Origin of the sequence: Streptomyces tatrensis (assembly GCF_049310065.1) — a bacterium.
In the GTDB taxonomy this organism is placed as follows: Bacteria; Actinomycetota; Actinomycetes; order Streptomycetales; family Streptomycetaceae; genus Streptomyces.
The window spans coordinates 4,162,610-4,179,218 of record NZ_JBMDLB010000011.1; the positions used below are offsets into that span (position 1 = coordinate 4,162,610).

Annotated in this window: 17 protein-coding genes; 13 read left to right on the plus strand and 4 right to left on the minus strand. The window is 71.7% G+C overall.

What is annotated here, in order from left to right; genetic code table 11:
• Positions 1–28: 28 nt before the first annotated feature.
• The 3 genes from ACODT5_RS34510 to ACODT5_RS34520 all read left to right on the plus strand — a co-directional run bounded on the left by ACODT5_RS34510 (position 29) and on the right by ACODT5_RS34520 (position 2,402).
• Positions 29–763 carry a GOLPH3/VPS74 family protein gene (locus ACODT5_RS34510; RefSeq protein ID WP_243341876.1) on the plus strand — a complete coding sequence of 245 codons (735 nt, stop codon included), beginning with the start codon at positions 29–31 and terminating at the stop codon, positions 761–763.
• A gap of 360 nt (positions 764–1,123) precedes the next feature.
• Positions 1,124–2,005, plus strand: a complete 882-nt coding sequence (locus ACODT5_RS34515) for a helix-turn-helix domain-containing protein (protein WP_266878421.1) — start codon at positions 1,124–1,126, stop codon at positions 2,003–2,005.
• A gap of 187 nt (positions 2,006–2,192) precedes the next feature.
• Complete coding sequence (locus ACODT5_RS34520) at positions 2,193–2,402, plus strand: DUF397 domain-containing protein (protein WP_422523013.1); 210 nt, start codon at positions 2,193–2,195, stop codon at positions 2,400–2,402.
• A 207-nt stretch (positions 2,403–2,609) separates the two neighbouring features.
• Here ACODT5_RS34520 and ACODT5_RS34525 read toward each other — a convergent pair whose 3' ends face one another.
• Positions 2,610–3,455: a hypothetical protein gene (locus ACODT5_RS34525; protein WP_422523014.1), complete on the minus strand. Its 846-nt coding sequence runs from the start codon at positions 3,453–3,455 to the stop codon at positions 2,610–2,612.
• Positions 3,456–3,583: 128 nt separating this feature from the next.
• Here ACODT5_RS34525 and ACODT5_RS34530 point away from each other — a divergent pair, with 128 nt between their 5' ends.
• The 3 genes from ACODT5_RS34530 (at position 3,584) to ACODT5_RS34540 (ending at position 9,146) form a co-directional block, all read left to right on the plus strand.
• Positions 3,584–4,774: an aminotransferase-like domain-containing protein gene (locus tag ACODT5_RS34530; RefSeq protein ID WP_422523015.1), complete on the plus strand. Its 1,191-nt coding sequence runs from the start codon at positions 3,584–3,586 to the stop codon at positions 4,772–4,774.
• Between the two features lie 915 nt (positions 4,775–5,689).
• Entirely contained in the window at positions 5,690–6,481 is a 792-nt protein-coding gene (locus tag ACODT5_RS34535; RefSeq protein WP_422523016.1) for an SDR family oxidoreductase, read from the plus strand.
• 40 nt (positions 6,482–6,521) lie between these two features.
• Positions 6,522–9,146, plus strand: a complete 2,625-nt coding sequence (locus ACODT5_RS34540) for a bifunctional FO biosynthesis protein CofGH (RefSeq protein WP_422523017.1) — start codon at positions 6,522–6,524, stop codon at positions 9,144–9,146.
• 137 nt (positions 9,147–9,283) lie between these two features.
• Here the strand turns inward: ACODT5_RS34540 and ACODT5_RS34545 are convergent, their stop codons facing one another.
• Positions 9,284–10,366, minus strand: a complete 1,083-nt coding sequence (locus tag ACODT5_RS34545; RefSeq protein WP_422523018.1) for a tyrosine-protein phosphatase — start codon at positions 10,364–10,366, stop codon at positions 9,284–9,286.
• 713 nt (positions 10,367–11,079) lie between these two features.
• Between ACODT5_RS34545 and ACODT5_RS34550 the strand changes: the two genes are divergently transcribed.
• The 5 genes from ACODT5_RS34550 (at position 11,080) to ACODT5_RS34570 (ending at position 14,376) form a co-directional block, all read left to right on the plus strand.
• The gene (locus ACODT5_RS34550; RefSeq protein ID WP_422523019.1) at positions 11,080–12,363 is read left to right on the plus strand and encodes an ADP-ribosylglycohydrolase family protein; all 1,284 of its coding nucleotides are present in this window, start codon (positions 11,080–11,082) and stop codon (positions 12,361–12,363) included.
• Between the two features lie 188 nt (positions 12,364–12,551).
• Positions 12,552–13,412 (plus strand): TIGR03619 family F420-dependent LLM class oxidoreductase, encoded by an 861-nt coding sequence (locus ACODT5_RS34555; protein ID WP_422523020.1) that lies wholly within the window; start codon positions 12,552–12,554, stop codon positions 13,410–13,412.
• Between the two features lie 40 nt (positions 13,413–13,452).
• Positions 13,453–13,734 (plus strand): type II toxin-antitoxin system Phd/YefM family antitoxin, encoded by a 282-nt coding sequence (locus ACODT5_RS34560; protein ID WP_422523021.1) that lies wholly within the window; start codon positions 13,453–13,455, stop codon positions 13,732–13,734.
• Between the two features lie 3 nt (positions 13,735–13,737).
• A complete protein-coding gene (locus ACODT5_RS34565) occupies positions 13,738–14,016 on the plus strand; it encodes a type II toxin-antitoxin system RelE family toxin (protein WP_422523022.1) in 279 nt (92 codons plus the stop codon).
• A gap of 108 nt (positions 14,017–14,124) precedes the next feature.
• Entirely contained in the window at positions 14,125–14,376 is a 252-nt protein-coding gene (locus ACODT5_RS34570; protein ID WP_422523023.1) for a hypothetical protein, read from the plus strand.
• Between the two features lie 17 nt (positions 14,377–14,393).
• On the opposite strand, the gene ACODT5_RS34575 is transcribed toward ACODT5_RS34570, so the two are convergent.
• Complete coding sequence (locus ACODT5_RS34575) at positions 14,394–14,798, minus strand: hypothetical protein (RefSeq protein WP_422523024.1); 405 nt, start codon at positions 14,796–14,798, stop codon at positions 14,394–14,396.
• A gap of 108 nt (positions 14,799–14,906) precedes the next feature.
• Entirely contained in the window at positions 14,907–15,329 is a 423-nt protein-coding gene (locus ACODT5_RS34580) for an ATP-binding protein (protein WP_422523025.1), read from the minus strand.
• 119 nt (positions 15,330–15,448) lie between these two features.
• Between ACODT5_RS34580 and ACODT5_RS34585 the strand changes: the two genes are divergently transcribed.
• Together ACODT5_RS34585 and ACODT5_RS34590 are read left to right on the plus strand one after the other, a co-directional pair.
• On the plus strand, positions 15,449–16,294 hold the full coding sequence (locus tag ACODT5_RS34585; protein WP_422523026.1) for a helix-turn-helix domain-containing protein: 846 nt from the start codon (positions 15,449–15,451) through the stop codon (positions 16,292–16,294).
• A complete protein-coding gene (locus ACODT5_RS34590; RefSeq protein ID WP_422523027.1) occupies positions 16,291–16,542 on the plus strand; it encodes a DUF397 domain-containing protein in 252 nt (83 codons plus the stop codon). The genes ACODT5_RS34585 and ACODT5_RS34590 overlap by 4 nt, the downstream gene beginning before the upstream one ends.
• Positions 16,543–16,609 lie beyond the last annotated feature (67 nt).

The following is a 16,609-nucleotide window of genomic DNA, read 5'->3' on the forward strand; positions in this document are numbered from 1 at the left end:
TGTCACTCATCCACGCGGGGAGGCATGGATGGGCAAGAGCCGCAGAACGATTCCGGAGGAGCTTTTGCTGCTCGCCTTGGACCCGGCCACGGGTACCACGGCGCAGCCGCAGTCGCTCGACCTCGGCCTGGCCGGGGCACAGCTAGTGGAGCTGGCTCTGGCAGGACGGATAGCCCCTGATGGGGATCGTATCGCCGTGGTGATGCCACGGCCGACAGGAGATCCGACTCTGGACTCCGCACTGGAACTGCTGCGCAGGCGCGGCAGCCCGGTTCGGGCGGTCCACTGGATCGGCGGACCCCGACTGGGGCTCCGTCAGATTTACCTCGCTCACCTGGAGCGTTGCGGCATGGTTCATGCCGTCGCGGGCCAGATGTGCGGGGTGCTGCCGACGGTTCGCTACCAAGCGACCGACACAGCGATCAGCCGGGAGATCCGTGGCCGGCTGGACAGTGCGATCCGCACCGGTGTACCGCCGGACCCGCGGACCGCGGCGCTTGCCGCACTGGCCCACGCGGTCGGACTCGGCAAGCACCTGTACCCCGGCAACGAGGGGCGGTCGTCCAGGTCCCGACTCCGGGACCTGATCCGGCACGACCCGATGGGCGGACTGGTGGCGCACGCCGTCATGGACGTCCAGAACGGCGTGGCCGCACAGCCGCGCCGTGACCGGGCACCGGCCCAGCCCGCAAGGGCAACGGCGGCAGCCGTTCCGCTGCAGCCGCGCCGGACCGGTGCGATGGCCCGCGCGGCCGCGCACTGATCCACCAGCGGGGCACGCAGCACGGGCAGCAAAGGGCAGCACAGCAGGGCAGCAGGACCGGCACCACCGCAGCACACGCACCACAGGCATCACGCGCACCACAGGCGGCACACACAGGCACCATCCGCAGGACCGCAGGACCGCACCACACGTAACGCCATCACCGTGGCCGGCGTCCCCAGGACCCGGCCCGGAAAGCCGCCAGCGCGCGGGGTGGCGAGGCCGGTACGCCGGCCCCGCCGCCCCGCGCGTTTGCTTTTCCGGGCCGTTCCCCAGCGAGGTCACACGCTTCGGTGGCAGTCTGCTCACCATCAGACACGCAGAGAGACAGCACGAGAAGAAGGCGGAGGTGCCGTTCACGTGGCGTCCAATGTCAATCCCACCGTCCGACGCCGCCGACTGGGCATGGAGTTGCGCAAACTGCGCGAGGACAAAGGCATGACGGCCGAGCAGGTCGCGGAACGCCTGCTCGTCTCCCAGTCGAAGATCAGCCGGCTGGAGAACGGCCGCCGTTCCATCAGCCAGCGCGACGTCCGCGACCTGTGCGACGTCTACGAGGTCGAGGACAGGCGACTCGTCGACTCCCTCATGCAGATGGCCAAGGATTCCCGCCAGCAGGGCTGGTGGCACGCCTTCGGCGACATCCCGTACAGCGTCTACATCGGCCTGGAAACGGACGCCGCCAGCCTGCGCACCTACGAACCCCTGGTGATCCCGGGCCTGCTCCAGACCCCGGAGTACGCCCAGTCGCTCGTCCGCGGCGCGTGGCCGGAGACGGCTCCCGTCGACGTGGAGAAGCGCGTCCAGGTCCGGATGCACCGCCAGAAGCGGCTGCACGAGACCGAGAACAGCAATCCCGAGATCGGTCCGCTGCGCCTGTGGGCGGTGATCGACGAGGCCGCCCTGCGGCGGCACGTGGGCGATGCGCAGCTCATGATCCGCCAGCTCGAGTTCCTGATAGAGCAGTCGGAGAAGCCGCACGTCACGGTCCAGGTGATGCCCTTCTCGGTGGGAGCCCACCCGGGCGTGAACGGCCAGTACGCCATTCTGGAATTCCCGGACGCCTCGGACTCGACGGTGGTCTACATCGAAGGCGTGACGAGCGACCTGTACCTGGAAAAGGCCAACGACGTCCAGAAATACAGCGTGATGTACGAACATCTGCGTGCACAGGCCCACAACGTGGACCAGACGAGGCAGTTCATCGCGCAGATCATCGAGGACTTCGCGGGCAAGGGGTAATGGGTTCCGGCGAAAAGGCCGGTACGGTACACCGTCACTCCCCGATGGCAGAAGACCTAAATGGAATATGCCACTCGGTCGGGTGAACGCCCCCTTCGTGCAAGGGGAGCTGCGGGTAGCGTCGATCACGTCAGCCGGAGCAATGGCCGACATGACACCGGAACCACTCGCTGAACCGGAGAGAAACATGGCTATTCGTCAAGGTGCAACGGAAAACTGGACCAAGTCCTCGTACTCCGCCAACGGCGCCTGCGTCGAGGTCAAGTCCCCCGCCATGGAAGCCATCGCGGTCCGCGACTCGAAGGCGCAGGACGGTCCGTCCCTCACCTTCGCGCCCGGCTCCTGGACCTCGTTCGTCACCGAGGTGACCGAGGGCCGCCTGGGACGCCTCGCCTGAACGTCGAGGCGACCCTCCCGACCCGCCGTCACACGACAAGCGCCACCCGCTCCACAGCACGACCAGCACCACAAGAACCACCTGCACAACCAGCATCACCTGCACCACTGACTGGAGCCCTCTCGACCGGCCCGCCGTCGCCTGCCGAGGGGGCTCGGCCATGTCCGACCCCCCTCGACGGACGCCCCTCGACGGACGCTCCTCGACCTACCTCAGCTGGTCGAAGTACCGGTCCGTCCCCGGCACCGTCGGGATGAAGGGCGCCACCAGCTCCACCCGCCCCAGCCCCGACTCCGCGACCTCCGCGTCCAGCCCCTGGAACCGGTCCCAGCAGCTGCGCGGGTCGGCCTCCACGAACCACAGCAGGGTCAGCCGGGTATCGACCCCCTCCACCTGCTTGACGTACGTCATCCGGTCCCCGGGCAGCGGCGTCGGCCGGAAGACCGTGACCATCGCGGCCGGTGAACCGGCCAGCCGCTTCGGCAGGGCGCGCGAGCGCAGCCACTCCAGCAGTTCGGCCCGCTGCTCCGGGCCCTCGGCGTCGATGACCTGGACGACGAGCCCGCCGTACGGGTGGTCGAGGGCGTGGAAGTCGCGGGGGCCGGCGGCGCCGTCCCGGTAGACGGTGGCCTCGTGGTCCTGGAACGCGGTGAAGACGTGGGTGCGGTCCTGGTAGACCCGGCCGTCGCGGTTGAGGCGCTTGTTGATGCCGACGGTCCACTTCATGTGCTCGTCGTAGCGGCCCTCGGTGACCCAGTACGTGGAGATGTAGCACCCGGCGGTCACGGGCTGCGCCACGGCCGACTTCTCCGGGTAGCGCAGCTCCTGGAGCTCGCGGGTGGCGACCCAGCGGCGGCCCGCGTACATCCAGGGCATGGCCATGGCGCCGGCGTAGTAGTGGTCGTCCTCGTACCAGCGGTTGTACGCGAACTCGTGGCCCGGGTGCGGTTCGACCATGGTGATCAGCGCATGGCCGGGGTGGACTCCGTAGGGGCCGACCGAGGCGAGCTCGGCGTAGTCGTCGGCCCGGGTGTTCCGCTCGTCTGCTGTCATGGAACACGGTCTAGCTGATGCGACGTCAGATGGGGAGCCCCTGGCGGCCGTTCAGCATCCGATACATAGCTGCCATCTACACCTACTCGCCGCTACGATGCGCGCACCCGCCTCCCGAAGGAGACCCCGTGCCCGCCTCAGCGCCCACCTCCACCGCTCCGCCGCCCTTCGCCGCCCGGATCCGTACGACCGCCCCCTCCGCCGTGCGCGAGATCCTCGCCGTCACCGCCCAGCCCGGCATGATCTCCTTCGCCGGCGGCCTGCCCGCGCCCGAACTCTTCGACACCGAGGGCCTGCGGGCCGCGTACGAAGCCGCCTTCGCACGGTCCGCCCGCCGCGCCCTCCAGTACTCGACCACCGAGGGCGCCCCCGAACTGCGGGCGGCGGTGGCGGCCCGGATCGACCGGCGGGGACTCGCGACCACCGGCGACGACGTACTGATCACCACCGGCTCCCAGCAGGGGCTCAACCTGCTCACGACCGCGCTGATAGAACCGGGCGACGCGGTGCTCGTCGAGGACCCCACCTACCTGGCGGCGCTCCAGGGATTCCATCTCGCCGGTGCACGCGTCATCCCCGTCCCCTGCGACGACGAGGGCATCCTCCCGGACGCACTGGCGGAACTCGTCGCCCGCGAACGCCCCAAACTCCTCTACACGATTCCCACCTTCCAGAACCCGACCGGCCGCACCCTCCCCGCCGCCCGCCGCGCGGAGATCGCCTCGCTCGCGGCCCGGCTCGGACTGTGGCTGCTGGAGGACGACCCGTACGGAGACCTCCGCTACGAGGGCCGCGAACTGCCCTGGCTCGCCGCGCACCCGGGGGCCGAGGACCGCACCGCGCTCCTCGGCAGCTTCTCGAAGGTGATGGCCCCCGGCCTCCGGCTCGGCTGGCTGCGCGCCCCGGCCGAGCTGCTGCGCGGGGCGGTGCTCGCGAAGCAGGCGGCGGACCTGCACACCTCGACGGTGGACCAGCTGGCGGCGGCGGAGTATCTGCGGGCGGTGGATCTGGACGCGCACGTGGAGCGGGTCCGCGATGCGTACCGGATCCGGCGTGATGCCCTGTTGGCGGGCCTGGCCGCCGCGCTGCCGGCCGGCTCCACGTGGAACCGGCCGGAGGGCGGCATGTTCGTCTGGGCCCGCCTGCCCGAGGGGCACGACGCGATGCCCCTGCTCCGCGCGGCAACCTCCCGGGGCGTCGCCTTCGTCCCCGGGGCCCCCTTCTTCGCCGGGGCCCCGGACCCCCGAACCCTGCGCCTGTCGTTCACGACGCACACCCCGACGGAAATCGAGCAGGGCCTACGCCGCCTGGCCCCGTAGCCGGGGGGCCGCCTGCGCGGCCTCCTCCCCCCGGGCTGCCGCTGCCCGGCTGCCCCGCCACCCTCCTGCCCGGGGGCCCGGCCGACCCTGCGGCTGGGTCGGCCCTGCGGGGCGGAGTCCCCTACCCGCCCTTCCACCGTTCCCAGAGCCGGCCCTGACCTGGTCCTCAAACGCCGGACGGGCTGAAAGGAACGGGGCCCCGGGCTGCGCCCGGACCCCCTGGGGCTCCGCCCCAGACCCCGGTCCTCAAACGCCGGACGGCTAAAAGATCAAACCCCGGCCGGGACGAAACACTCAGCCCCCAGCCCGGACGAAACACTCGACCCCAGCCGGGACGGAACACTCGAACCCCCAACCAGGAGGGAACACCCGGCCCCCCGGGCGGGAGGACAGAGCACTCGGACCCCAGGGCGGGACGGAACGCTCGGACCCGGGCGGGACGGGACGTTCCCCCCGGCCGAGGTCGGACCTTCCCCCCGATCGGGGTCGGACCTTCCCCCCGGCCGAGGTCAGACCCTTCCCCCCCCGATCGGGGTCGGACGTTCCCCCCGGTCGGGGTCGGAGGCTCGGCGGGGGCGGGGACGGGGGCGGGGTGGGGTGTCGGCCTGGACGTAAAGCGTGATTTGTGGCGCAGAAGCAAGCCGCGCCCTGTCGGAGCCGAACAGAGGGCGCCTAAATCATGCAGTCCAGGCCGACACCCCACCCCGACCCCGGCACCGACCCCCACCCGCAGCCACCACCGACCAAGGCCACCCCCAGCCCCGCCGTCGTTTGAGGCGCAGGGGCCCGGGGACCGGTCCCCGGCAACGGCGCCGCGCGCCAGGCGACCGACCCCACCCCACCCCTTCCCTCCCCGCGCCCCGCGCCGTAGCCTGACGCCCCGTCAGATGAATCGGGCCGTCGGGAGGCCGCACCATGTCGCCGCTACTGCTGCAGGGCAAGACCGTCATCGTCTCCGGCGTAGGCGCCGGCCTCGGCCACCAGGTCGCCGCCACCGTCGTCCGCGACGGCGGCAACGCCGTGCTCGGGGCACGGACCGAGGCCAACCTCGCCAAGGCCGCCGCCGAGATCGACCCCGACGGCACGCACACCGCGTACCTGCCGACCGACATCTCCGACGAGCGCCAGTGCGAGGCCCTCGCCGCCCTCGCCCAACAACGGTTCGGCGGCGTCGACGCCGTCGTGCACGTCGCCGCCTGGGACTCGTACTTCGGGGGCTTGGAGGACGCCGACTTCGGCACCTGGCAGCAGATCCTCGACGTCAACCTGCTCGGCACCCTCCGCATGACCCGCGCCTGCCTGCCCGCGCTGAAGCGCGCCGGCGGCTCCGTCGTCATCATCGGCACCCAGTCCGCCATCGCCTCCCCCAACGAGGTGCAGCAGGCCGCCTACGCCGCCTCCAAGGGCGCGCTGACCTCCGCCATGTACTCCATGGCCCGCGAGCTCGGCCCGCACCGCATCCGCGTGAACACCGTGCTCCCCGGCTGGATGTGGGGTCCCCCGGTCCAGGCCTTCGTCACCTTCACCGCGCACACCGAAGGAATCCCCGAAGCCGAGGTGCACGCCCGCCTCACCGACCGCATGGCGCTCCCGGACCTGGCCACCGACGGGGACGTCGCCGACGCCGCCGCCTTCCTCGCCTCCGACCGCGCACGGGCGATAACCGGCCAGTCCCTGCTGGTCAACGCCGGGGAGCTGATGCGATGAGCCCCTCCGTGCCCGCGCGAGCGGATCGTATGCTCGGGCCATGACCACTCCGAGTGACGCTCCGACCGAGAACTCGATGCGCCGCGCGCTCCGCCGCGCCCGCGACGGCGTCGCGCTCGACGCGACCGAGGCGGCCGTGCTCCTGCAGGCACGCGGCGAGGACCTGAAGGACCTCGCCGCCTCCGCCGCCCGGGTGCGGGACTCCGGACTCGAAGCCGCCGGCCGGCCCGGCGTCATCACGTACTCGCGCAAGGTCTTCATCCCCCTCACCCGCCTGTGCCGCGACAAGTGCCACTACTGCACCTTCGTCACGGTCCCGGGCAAGCTCCGCCGCGACGGCCACCGGGGGTCCCCCCGAACGAAGTTTGGGGGAATGTACCTCTCCCCCGACGAGGTCCTCGACATAGCCCGCAAGGGCGCGGCCATGGGCTGCAAGGAAGCCCTGTTCACGCTCGGCGACCGGCCCGAGGACCGCTGGCCCGAGGCCCGCGAGTGGCTCGACGCGCACGGGTACGACGACACCCTCGCCTACGTGCGCGCCATGGCCATCCGCGTCCTGGAGGAGACCGGCCTCCTCCCGCACCTCAACCCCGGCGTGCTGTCCTGGTCGGACCTGCAGCGCCTGAAGCCCGTCGCCCCCTCCATGGGCATGATGCTGGAGACCACCGCCACCCGGCTGTGGTCGGAGCCCGGCGGCCCCCATTACGGCTCCCCCGACAAGGACCCGGCCGTCCGGCTGCGCGTCCTGGAGGACGCGGGCCGCTCGAACGTCCCCTTCACCACCGGGGTGCTGATCGGCATCGGCGAGTCCTACGGGGAGCGCGCGGACGCCTTCTTCGAGCTGCGCCGCATCCAGCGCAGCTACCACGGCATCCAGGAAGTCATCGTCCAGAACTTCCGGGCCAAGCCCGACACGGCCATGCGCGGCATGCCCGACGCGGAGCTGGAGGAGCTCGCGGCGGCCATCGCCGTGGCCCGCCACATCCTCGGCCCGAGCGCCCGCATCCAGGCCCCGCCGAACCTGGTCGACTCCGAGTACGCGCTGCTCATCGGCGCCGGCATCGACGACTGGGGCGGCGTCTCCCCGCTCACCCCCGACCACGTGAACCCCGAGCGCCCCTGGCCGCACATCGAGGAGCTCGCCGAACGCACCGCGGCCGCCGGCTTCACGCTCCGCGAACGCCTCACCATCTACCCGGAGTTCCTCCAGCGCGGCGAACCCTGGCTGGACCCGCGGCTGCTGCCGCACGTACGGGCGCTGGCCGACCCGCAGAGCGGGCTCGCGGACGAGTCCGCGACCGTCGAGGGCCGGCCGTGGCAGGAGCCCGACGAGGGCTTCACCGCCTACGGCCGCACCGACCTGCACGCCACCATCGACACGCAGGGCCGTACCGGCGACCGCCGCGACGACTTCGACGAGGTCTACGGCGACTGGGAGGCCCTGCGCGAGGCCGCGGCCCCCGGCATGGTCCCCGATCCCGAGCGCATCGACACCGACGTACGGGGGGCGCTCGCGCAGGCCGCCGACGACCCGACGAAGCTCACCGACGAGCAGGCGCTCGCCCTGCTGCACGCGGACGGCCCGGCGCTGGACGCGCTGTGCCGGATCGCGGACGACCTGCGCAAGTCGGTGGTGGGCGAGGACGTCACGTACATCGTGACCCGCAACATCAACTTCACCAACGTCTGTTACACCGGCTGCCGCTTCTGCGCCTTCGCGCAGCGCCGCACGGACGCGGACGCGTACACCCTCTCCCTCGACCAGGTCGCCGACCGGGCCGCCCAGGCCTGGGACGTGGGCGCGGTCGAGGTGTGCATGCAGGGCGGCATCCACCCGGACCTGCCCGGGACGGCCTACTTCGACATCGCGCGGGCGGTGAAGGAGCGCGTGCCGGGCATGCACGTGCACGCCTTCTCCCCGATGGAGGTAGTCAACGGGGCGACGCGCACGGGGATGTCGGTACGGGACTGGCTGACGGCGGCCAAGGAGGCCGGTCTCGACTCGATCCCGGGCACGGCGGCGGAGATCCTGGACGACGAGGTCCGCTGGGTCCTCACCAAGGGCAAGCTGCCGACGGCGGACTGGATCGACGTGGTCTCCACGGCGCACGAGCTCGGCATCCGCTCCTCCTCCACCATGATGTACGGCCACGTGGACCAGCCCCGGCACTGGCTGGGCCACTTCCGCACGCTGGCGCGCATGCAGCAGGACGCGCACGCGAAGGGGGTGGAGGGCTTCACGGAGTTCGTGACGCTGCCCTTCATCCACACCAACGCCCCCGTCTACCTGGCGGGCATCGCCCGGCCCGGCCCGACGGTGCGCGACAACCGCGCGGTGACGGCCATGGCCCGCATCCTGCTCCACCCGCACATCACCAACATCCAGACCAGCTGGGTGAAGCTGGGCTCGGAGGGCGCGGCGGAGATGCTGCGCTCGGGCGCGAACGACCTGGGCGGGACCCTGATGGAGGAGACCATCTCCCGGATGGCCGGCTCCAGTTACGGCTCGTACAAGTCCGTCCAGGACCTGATCGCCGTCGCCGAGGCGGCCGGCCGGCCCGCGAAGGCCCGTACGACCCTCTACGGCGAGGTCCCGGAGGAACGCCAGGCCGCGGCCCGCGCCTCGGACGGCCACCTGCCGCAACTGCTGCCGGTCCTGGACTGACCGGCCGACCGGCCGACCGGACGGACGGCCGACCGGCCCCGCGAACGCGTGCGGGCCCTGCCAGGGGGACAGCCCGGCGGGGCCCGCACGCCGGGGGCTGATCAGGCTGATCGGCCCGATGGGATCGATGGGATCGATCAGCCGACCAGGAGGTCCTTCTTGAGCTGCTTCAGCTCGTGGCCGTCGATGCCGAGGCCGGTCTTGAGGTAGTTGTCGAAGCTGCCGAACTTCGACTGGACCTCGTCGTACCCGGCGTTGAGGTACTCGGGGCGCACGTCGAGCAGCGGCTTGTAGACGGCGGCGTGCGAGGCCGGCAGGTGCGAGAGGATCGCGTCGTTGGCGGCCTTGCGGTAGTCGTTGCTGGCCAGGTAGTCGGCCATCACGGTCTCGCTCGGCACGCCGAGGGCGGTCAGCAGGGAGGCGTTCGCCCAGCCCGTACGGTCCTTGCCCGCGGTGCAGTGGAACAGGACGGAGCGGTCGCGGTCGCGCTCGATGCCTTCAAAGACCTGCGTGTAGGCCTTCTTGCCGCCCTCGCCGCTGACCATGGCCCGCTCGGCGTCGACCATGGCCTTGACGGCCTCGTCGGGGGTCTTGGGCATGACCTGGAAGGAGCCGGAGCCCGCGAAGACGTCGGCGACGACGTACTTCGCACCGGCCGGGACCCTGTCCACGTCCGTGGTGCGCTCGCTCTCCATGCGGAGGTCGAAGACCGTCTTGACGCGCAGGCGCTGGAGCTTGGCGAGGTCGTTCTCGGTGAGCTTGTTGAGGGCGTCGGAGCGGTAGATCTCGCCCATCTTGACCCACTGGCCGTTCGTGGTGCGGTAGCCGCCCGCGTCACGGAAGTTGGTGGTGCCGTCCAGCTTGATCAGCCGGTCGGCCAGGCGCAGGCCCTCGCCGCGCTCGGGCTCGAAGTCGAACCACTGCCGGTCGGCGGCGGGCAGCCCGCCGACCACGGCCTCGCCCTGGGCGCCGCCCTTGGCGACGACCTTGCCGTTCGCCTTGATCTCCACGCGCTTGGTGCCCTTGGCGTTCCACTTCAGGGTGTACGCGCCGTCGGCACCGGCGGTGACGGTGGCCTCGGTGAAGGGGATGGAGGAGTTGCCGTGGTGCCGGCCGCCCCAGGGGAGGTCCCACCCGGAGGCGGAGGCGACGGGGGCCGCGACGATGGCGACGGTGAGCGTGGAGGCGACGACGGTCGCGGCGAGCAGTGCCTTCTTCATGCCCCCGAGACTCTTGGCCTCCGAATAACTCCACGTGAACACGGCATGGCCGAAACCGACCGGGTGCAAGGCAAGTGTCAAAACGTGCCACCCGCCTGGCCGGCGCGGGAACGCAGCCCGGCAGGTCCCTCCCGGGCACCGCCCTCTCCGCCGCCCCCTGGGGCCGCGGCGGGGCCGGTGGCATGCCTGCCGCTGCGGCCGGGGGGCGGGTGCGGCTGGGTCGGCCCTGCGGGGCGAGGTCCCCTACCCGCCCTTCGCCCGTTCCCCGGGCTGCGCCCGGACCCGCTGCCGCGTGCGGCGCCGCTGCAGGGGTCCGGGACCCTTTCAGCCGTCCGGCGCTTGAGGACCGGGGTCCGGGGCGGAGCCCCAGGGGTCCGGGCGGAGCCCGGGGGCATCCTCAGCCTCGCCGGCGTTTGAGGCGCGGGTCCGGGCGGAGCCCTGCTGGGGGTCCCCCCGGACGGAGTCTGGGGGATGGTGGAAGGGCGGGTAGGGGACTTCGCCCCGCAGGGACGACCACCCGCACCCGCCCACCGGGGCTGCGCACCAAGCCCCCCGTGGCGGCGCCACCGACCGGCCGCGCGATGAAGGGCACCGGCGGAATCCAGCCGTTCCCCGACCCCATACCGCCCGCATGACCGACTACTTCCGGACCCGATCGGTACTGTCCACTACAGTGCCCGCCAGAGCACGCGCGGGAGTCCGGGGGGATCACAATGGACACGGCGACGGAAACGTCCGGGGAGCAACAGAGCAGGCCCGGGGCAGCCCAGCCCCTCCAGCCGACACCTGCATCGGCACCGGCACCGGCACCTGCATCCGCACCGACACCGGCACCCGCACCTGCCCCCACGCCCGCCCCCACACCCACCGGCGGCACCCTCGGCGGCCGTGCCGCCGTCACCACCGGCCTCTGGGGCCGCACCGAGCAGCAGGACTTCCGTAGCCGCGTCAGAGGAACACTCCTCGGCTCCGCCATCGGCGACGCCCTCGGCGCACCCGCCGCCGCCCTCTCCCTCGCCGAGCTCCTCGAGGCCCACGGCCCGGCGGGCCTGACCGAGCCGGCCCCCCGCGCCGAGGTCACCGCCGCCACCCAGCTCGGCCTGTTCACCGTGGACGGCCTGATACGGGCCCACGTGCGCCGGGACACCGGCGCCTGGCACCCGCCGACCGACGTGCACCGCGCGTACCTCCGCTGGGCCCTCACCCAGCACGAATGGGGCCCCGACGAGCGCCGCGAGGACAACGGCTGGCTCGCGCAGGAGGAGTGGCTCTACGTACGCCGCTCCCCCGACCGCTCCTCCCTGACCGGCTTCGCCGACGGAGTCCTCGGCACGCTCGCCCAGCCGAAGAACCCGGCCGCCCTGGACCCGGCGGCCGCCACCCGTTCCGCGCCCTTCGGGCTCCTGGTCGGCTGGGAGCCTGCCCTGGTCCTCCAACTCGCCGTCGAGTGCGCCGCGCAGAGTCACGGACACCCCACCGCGTACCTGGCGGCCGGCGCCCACGCCGTCATCGTCCACGGCCTGACCCGCGGCGAATCCCTCGACGCGGCCGTCCAGCGCGCCCTGGGCCTGCTCGGTGTCCGCCCCGGCCACCAGCCCGTCACGGACGCCCTGCAGCGCGCGCTCGGCGCCGTCACCACGGGCGTCCCGTCCCCGCAGACCATCGAGGGCCTGTCCCCCGGCCACGGCCGCCACGCCGAAGAGGTCCTGGCCATCGCCGTGTACTGCGCCCTCGTCGCCGAGAACGTGGCACACGGCCTGCGCCTCGCCGTGAACCACGGCGGCGACTCCGCTGCCACCGGCGTCCTGTGCGGCTCCCTGCTCGGCGCCCAGCACGGCGAGACGGCCCTCCCGGCGGCCTGGCTCGCCGGCCTCGAAGGCCGCGCCACGCTCCTGGAACTCGCCGACGACTTCGCCCTGGAGATGACCCAGGGCCCGGCCCTCCACGGCCCGGCCGCGCCCTCCACCGCCTGGCTGACCCGGTACCCGCGGGGCTGACCCGCCCTCCGGAGGGGGCAGCGGACACCGGGGGAACCTCCCGGCCCCCGGCACCCCGGCCCCCGCCCCGGCCCGCGCCGCCCCCAACTCCACCTCCCACCCCCGGCCATGGCCGACGCACGCCCCTGCCCTCCGCACGCGCGAAGCCGTACTTTGACCCTCCCCACACCACGGAGGTGTCAGCGCACATGCGGATCGCCACGACCGTCTTCCTCACCGACCGCACCATCGCTCCCGTACCGCTCGCCCGGGCCCTGGAGGAACGCGGCTTCTCCGGCCTGTACCTCCCCGAGCACACCCACATCCCGGTCAGCCGCGCCACCCCGGCCCCCATGGGCGGCGAGCTGCCGGAGATGTACGGCCGCACCCTGGACCCCTTCGTCGCCCTCGGCCAGGCCTCCGCCGTCACCGAGCGGCTCCACCTCGGCACCGGCATCACCCTCGTCGCCCAGCACGACCCCATCGACCTCGCGAAGCAGGTCGCCACGCTGGACCACCTGTCCGGCGGCCGCGTCACCCTCGGCATCGGCTACGGCTGGAACGTGGAGGAGGCTGCCGACCACGGAGTCGAGTGGCGCACCCGCCGCGAACTGGTCCGCGACCGCATGGCCCTGATGCGGACCCTGTGGTCCCCGCACCCCACGGCGTACGTGGGCCAGTTCTCCTCCGTCCAGGCCAGCTCGGCCCACCCCAAGCCGGCCCAGACCCCGCGCGAGCTCGCCCCGGGCGTCCCCCTGTACGGCCCGCGCACCCTGATCGGCGGCCAGGCCGGCCCGAAGCTCTTCGCGGCCATCGCCGACCACAGCGACGGCTGGCTCCCGATCGGCGGCGGCGGCCTCACGGAGTCCCTCCCCGCCCTGCGCCAGGTCTGGGAGGCCGCGGGCCGCGACCCCAAGTCCCTCCAGGTGGTCCCGTACGCCGTCCAGCCGACCCCCGGGAAGATGTCCCACTACGCCGACCTGGGCATCGAGGAGGTCGTCCTCCAGCTCCCCTCGGAGGGCGAGGCGGAGATCCTCCGCGTCCTGGACACCTTCGCGCAGCACCTCTGACCGCCGGGCGGGACTCATGTACACCTGGTACATTTATGGCATGAGTGAGCCCGTGATCGAATCCATGGCAGAGGTACGGAGCCACCTCGCGGACGCCATAGACCGCGCGCGCCGTGAGGGAGTGCCGACGATCATCACGCGCCGCGGCAAGCAGGAGGCCGTCGTGATCGACATCGACGAGTACCAGCGGCTGCGCCGCCTGGCCGACGAAGCCGAGGACGAGTGGCTGAATGGTCTGGCCGACGAAGCCGAGGCCGAAGGCGTCGAGGGGTCCATGTCCCTTGAGGAAATGGCCGCCATCCTCCGCGATCAGCAGGCGTGACGGATGGGATACGTCACCCGTTTCACGCCCCACGCACAACGCGATCTGCTCAAGGTCCCCCGCCCCGACGCAGTGCGGATCCTGCACCGGCTAGCCGAGCTGCAGAAAGCCCTCACGGCGGGGGACACGGCCGCGTTCGACATCAAGGCCCTACAAGGCCACGCATCACGTTGGCGCCTCCGCATCGGCGACTACCGCGTGGTCTACACCCTTGAGGACGACCGGCTCATCATCTGGGTCCTGGCAGCAGGCCACCGACGCGAGGTCTACCGAGACCGCTGAGGCGCACGACCTCCTGGCCAGGCGGGCCGGGCGGGCCAGGCAGCCAGGCGGTCACCGCTCCACGAAACCCGTTGGTCAAGGCCGCGCGCACGCCCCGAGAATGACCTCATGCCAGGCCAGCGCAAACGCAAACACCGCAGAGAGCGGGCCCACCACCGGACGCGAGAGGTCCTCGGTTATTGGGAAACCCTGTTCTCGACGGGGGACCAGGCGGAACTGAGGGAGTACATCCGCCGCTTGTACGCCGAGGGAACCGTCACCGACCCGGAGCGACTGCGCCTGTCCACCCTCTGCGGCCGCCTCGCCCACCCGACGACGTACGAGGTGAGCCACTTCGTGCCGGAGGTGGTGTCCGCATGACCGAGCTGTGGGAGGAACTACCGGCCGGCATCCGCACTCAGGTCGACGCGTACGTCCTGCAGGACGGCCGCTTCCCGGCAATTCGGATCGTCTTGGAAGCCGGCCGCACCCGGGGGATCGACCTCATCGAGGCCCAGAAGATCGTCCACACCCGCTACGAGCACTTCGGCGAGAGGGTGGCCCGTACGCCCGACTCCCCGCTCGACCTGGAGTCCCTCGCCGCCCGCGCCTCCGGCATCCCGGCGCGGGTGGCGGCGGTCGAGGCCGTCTGGGACGGGGACACCGTGCACGACTGGTTCGTACGGCTCCTGGCCGTCACGGACGACCCGGCCGGGGAACACGAACTGGCCACCGTGTACTGGGGTACGGGCGTCCGCGCCCTCGAAGCCGAAGGCGCCGACCCCGGCCCCCTGCGGCCGCACGCGCCGCCGCGGCCATCCGCGCCGGCACGGCCCTGGCGACGCACCTCGGAGTCCCGTTCCACTTCGCCTCCCCCGACGACCCGGACGACGGGGCCCCGCGCTGGCGGGTTACGCCCTGAGCTCCGCCCAGACCGTTTTCCCGATCAGGCGGTCCCTGACCCCCCAGCCGACGGCGACGGCATCGACGATCCGCAGCCCGTAGCCGGATTCCGCCTGGTAGGCGTGCGGGCGCAGGGCGGGACGGCGGTCGCGGCGGGCGTCGGAGACCTCGATCCGGAGCGCACCGGGCAACAGCGTCATCCGCAGCTCGAAGTCCCGCCCGGGCACCCGCCCGTGGGTGACGGCATTGGCGGCGAGCTCGGCGACGAGGAGCCCGGCGTCTTCGGAGAGCCCGGTGGTCTCGGGGATCCCCCAGTCGTGCAGCTCGACGAGCGCGAGCTGCCGGGCCAGGCGGGCACCGCGGCGGGTACAGCTGAAACGCTGAGTGAACACGCGTACGAGGGCTTGGGGGGAATCCGAGGGTGCGGTCATGACAGCAAAGTCCCGCGCAGGCAGGGGCGTTCCCCAGCAAGGCAACCGCTACTTTTCATCTGTACGAGTCCACTCTCTGGACAGTAGCGGTCACTGAACGTGAGGATGTCCGCGGGGAGGTGACCGCCTTGGCGAGTGTGGACGAAAGCGGTGACGGCGAGGTCGAGCCCGACAACGACCTGCGGAACTTCGGGGAGACCATCAAGGCTTTCCGCAAACGGGCCGGCCTGACACAGGAGCAACTCGGCCCCCTGATCCGCTACTCGGTCCAGTACATCGGCTCGGTGGAACAGGGCCGCCGCCACCCGTCGACCAAGTTTGTGGACCGGGTGGAGGAGTTCCTGGACGCCTTCGGCGTCATCCGCATCGCGGCGAGGCAGCTACAGCGGAGGCGCGGACTGGCATCGTGGTTCAGGCGGTGGGCGGAGCTGGAGGAAGGGGCCGTCACGCTGAATACGTACGAGTGCCGGTCGGTCCCCGGGCTGTTACAGCCCGAGTCCTACGCCCGGGCACTGATCGCAGCAGTCCTGCCGCTGCCGACGACGGAAGAGGTCGAGGCCCGCATCGTGGCGCGGCTGGCCCGCCAGAAGATCCTTCACCGCGCGCCGTACACGATCTTCAGCTTCATCCTCGATGAGGTCGTGATCGAGCGGCAGACGGGCGGACGGGAGGTGACCATCGAGCTGATCGACCATCTGCTCGCGTGCGCCGCACTACCCAACGTCGATCTGCAGATCATGCCGAAGGTCAGCCCCGAACATGTGGGGCTGGGCGGGGCCTTCCAGCTCCTTGAGACGGAGGAGAACGAATGGCTGGGTTACAGCGAGGGCCAGCAGACGGGCCAGGTGATCTCGAACCCGAAAGACGTCAGTCTCCTCCACCAGCGGTATGCCAAACTTCGCATCCAGGCCCTCAACCCTGCGGACAGCGTGGGCCTGTTGATGCGAATGCGAGGAACTCTGTGAACGGCTCCCAGTTGCGGTGGTTCAAGAGCAGTTACAGCAGTGGCGACGGCGACAACTGCGTCGAAGTCGCCCTGTCCTGGCACAAGTCGACGTACAGCAGTGGCGACGGCGACAGCTGCGTCGAGGTCGCGAGCTGCGCAGAGGCCGTCCACATCCGGGACTCGAAGGTGGACGACGGCCCCGAGCTGGCCGTGACGCCCGGGTCCTGGGCCGCGTTCCTCGGCGAGGTCACGGGAGCGTGCCCGTAGCGTGAGGAGCCCTCGTAGACTCACCGGGTTTTGGTGATCTTCCTCAGAGGGGTGGCACGGGTACGTG

Bases quoted from the DNA above. Each gene is read 5' to 3' on its own strand.
- ACODT5_RS34510 (WP_243341876.1), top strand. From the start codon at position 29: ATGGGCAAGAGCCGCAGAACGATTCCGGAGGAGCTTTTGCTGCTCGCC.
- ACODT5_RS34520 (WP_422523013.1), top strand. From the start codon at position 2,193: ATGGCTATTCGTCAAGGTGCAACGGAAAACTGGACCAAGTCCTCGTAC.
- ACODT5_RS34525 (WP_422523014.1), bottom strand. From the start codon at position 3,455: ATGACAGCAGACGAGCGGAACACCCGGGCCGACGACTACGCCGAGCTC.
- ACODT5_RS34535 (WP_422523016.1), top strand. From the start codon at position 5,690: ATGTCGCCGCTACTGCTGCAGGGCAAGACCGTCATCGTCTCCGGCGTA.
- ACODT5_RS34540 (WP_422523017.1), top strand. From the start codon at position 6,522: ATGACCACTCCGAGTGACGCTCCGACCGAGAACTCGATGCGCCGCGCG.
- ACODT5_RS34545 (WP_422523018.1), bottom strand. From the start codon at position 10,366: ATGAAGAAGGCACTGCTCGCCGCGACCGTCGTCGCCTCCACGCTCACC.
- ACODT5_RS34550 (WP_422523019.1), top strand. From the start codon at position 11,080: ATGGACACGGCGACGGAAACGTCCGGGGAGCAACAGAGCAGGCCCGGG.
- ACODT5_RS34555 (WP_422523020.1), top strand. From the start codon at position 12,552: ATGCGGATCGCCACGACCGTCTTCCTCACCGACCGCACCATCGCTCCC.
- ACODT5_RS34560 (WP_422523021.1), top strand. From the start codon at position 13,453: ATGAGTGAGCCCGTGATCGAATCCATGGCAGAGGTACGGAGCCACCTC.
- ACODT5_RS34565 (WP_422523022.1), top strand. From the start codon at position 13,738: ATGGGATACGTCACCCGTTTCACGCCCCACGCACAACGCGATCTGCTC.
- ACODT5_RS34570 (WP_422523023.1), top strand. From the start codon at position 14,125: ATGCCAGGCCAGCGCAAACGCAAACACCGCAGAGAGCGGGCCCACCAC.
- ACODT5_RS34580 (WP_422523025.1), bottom strand. From the start codon at position 15,329: ATGACCGCACCCTCGGATTCCCCCCAAGCCCTCGTACGCGTGTTCACT.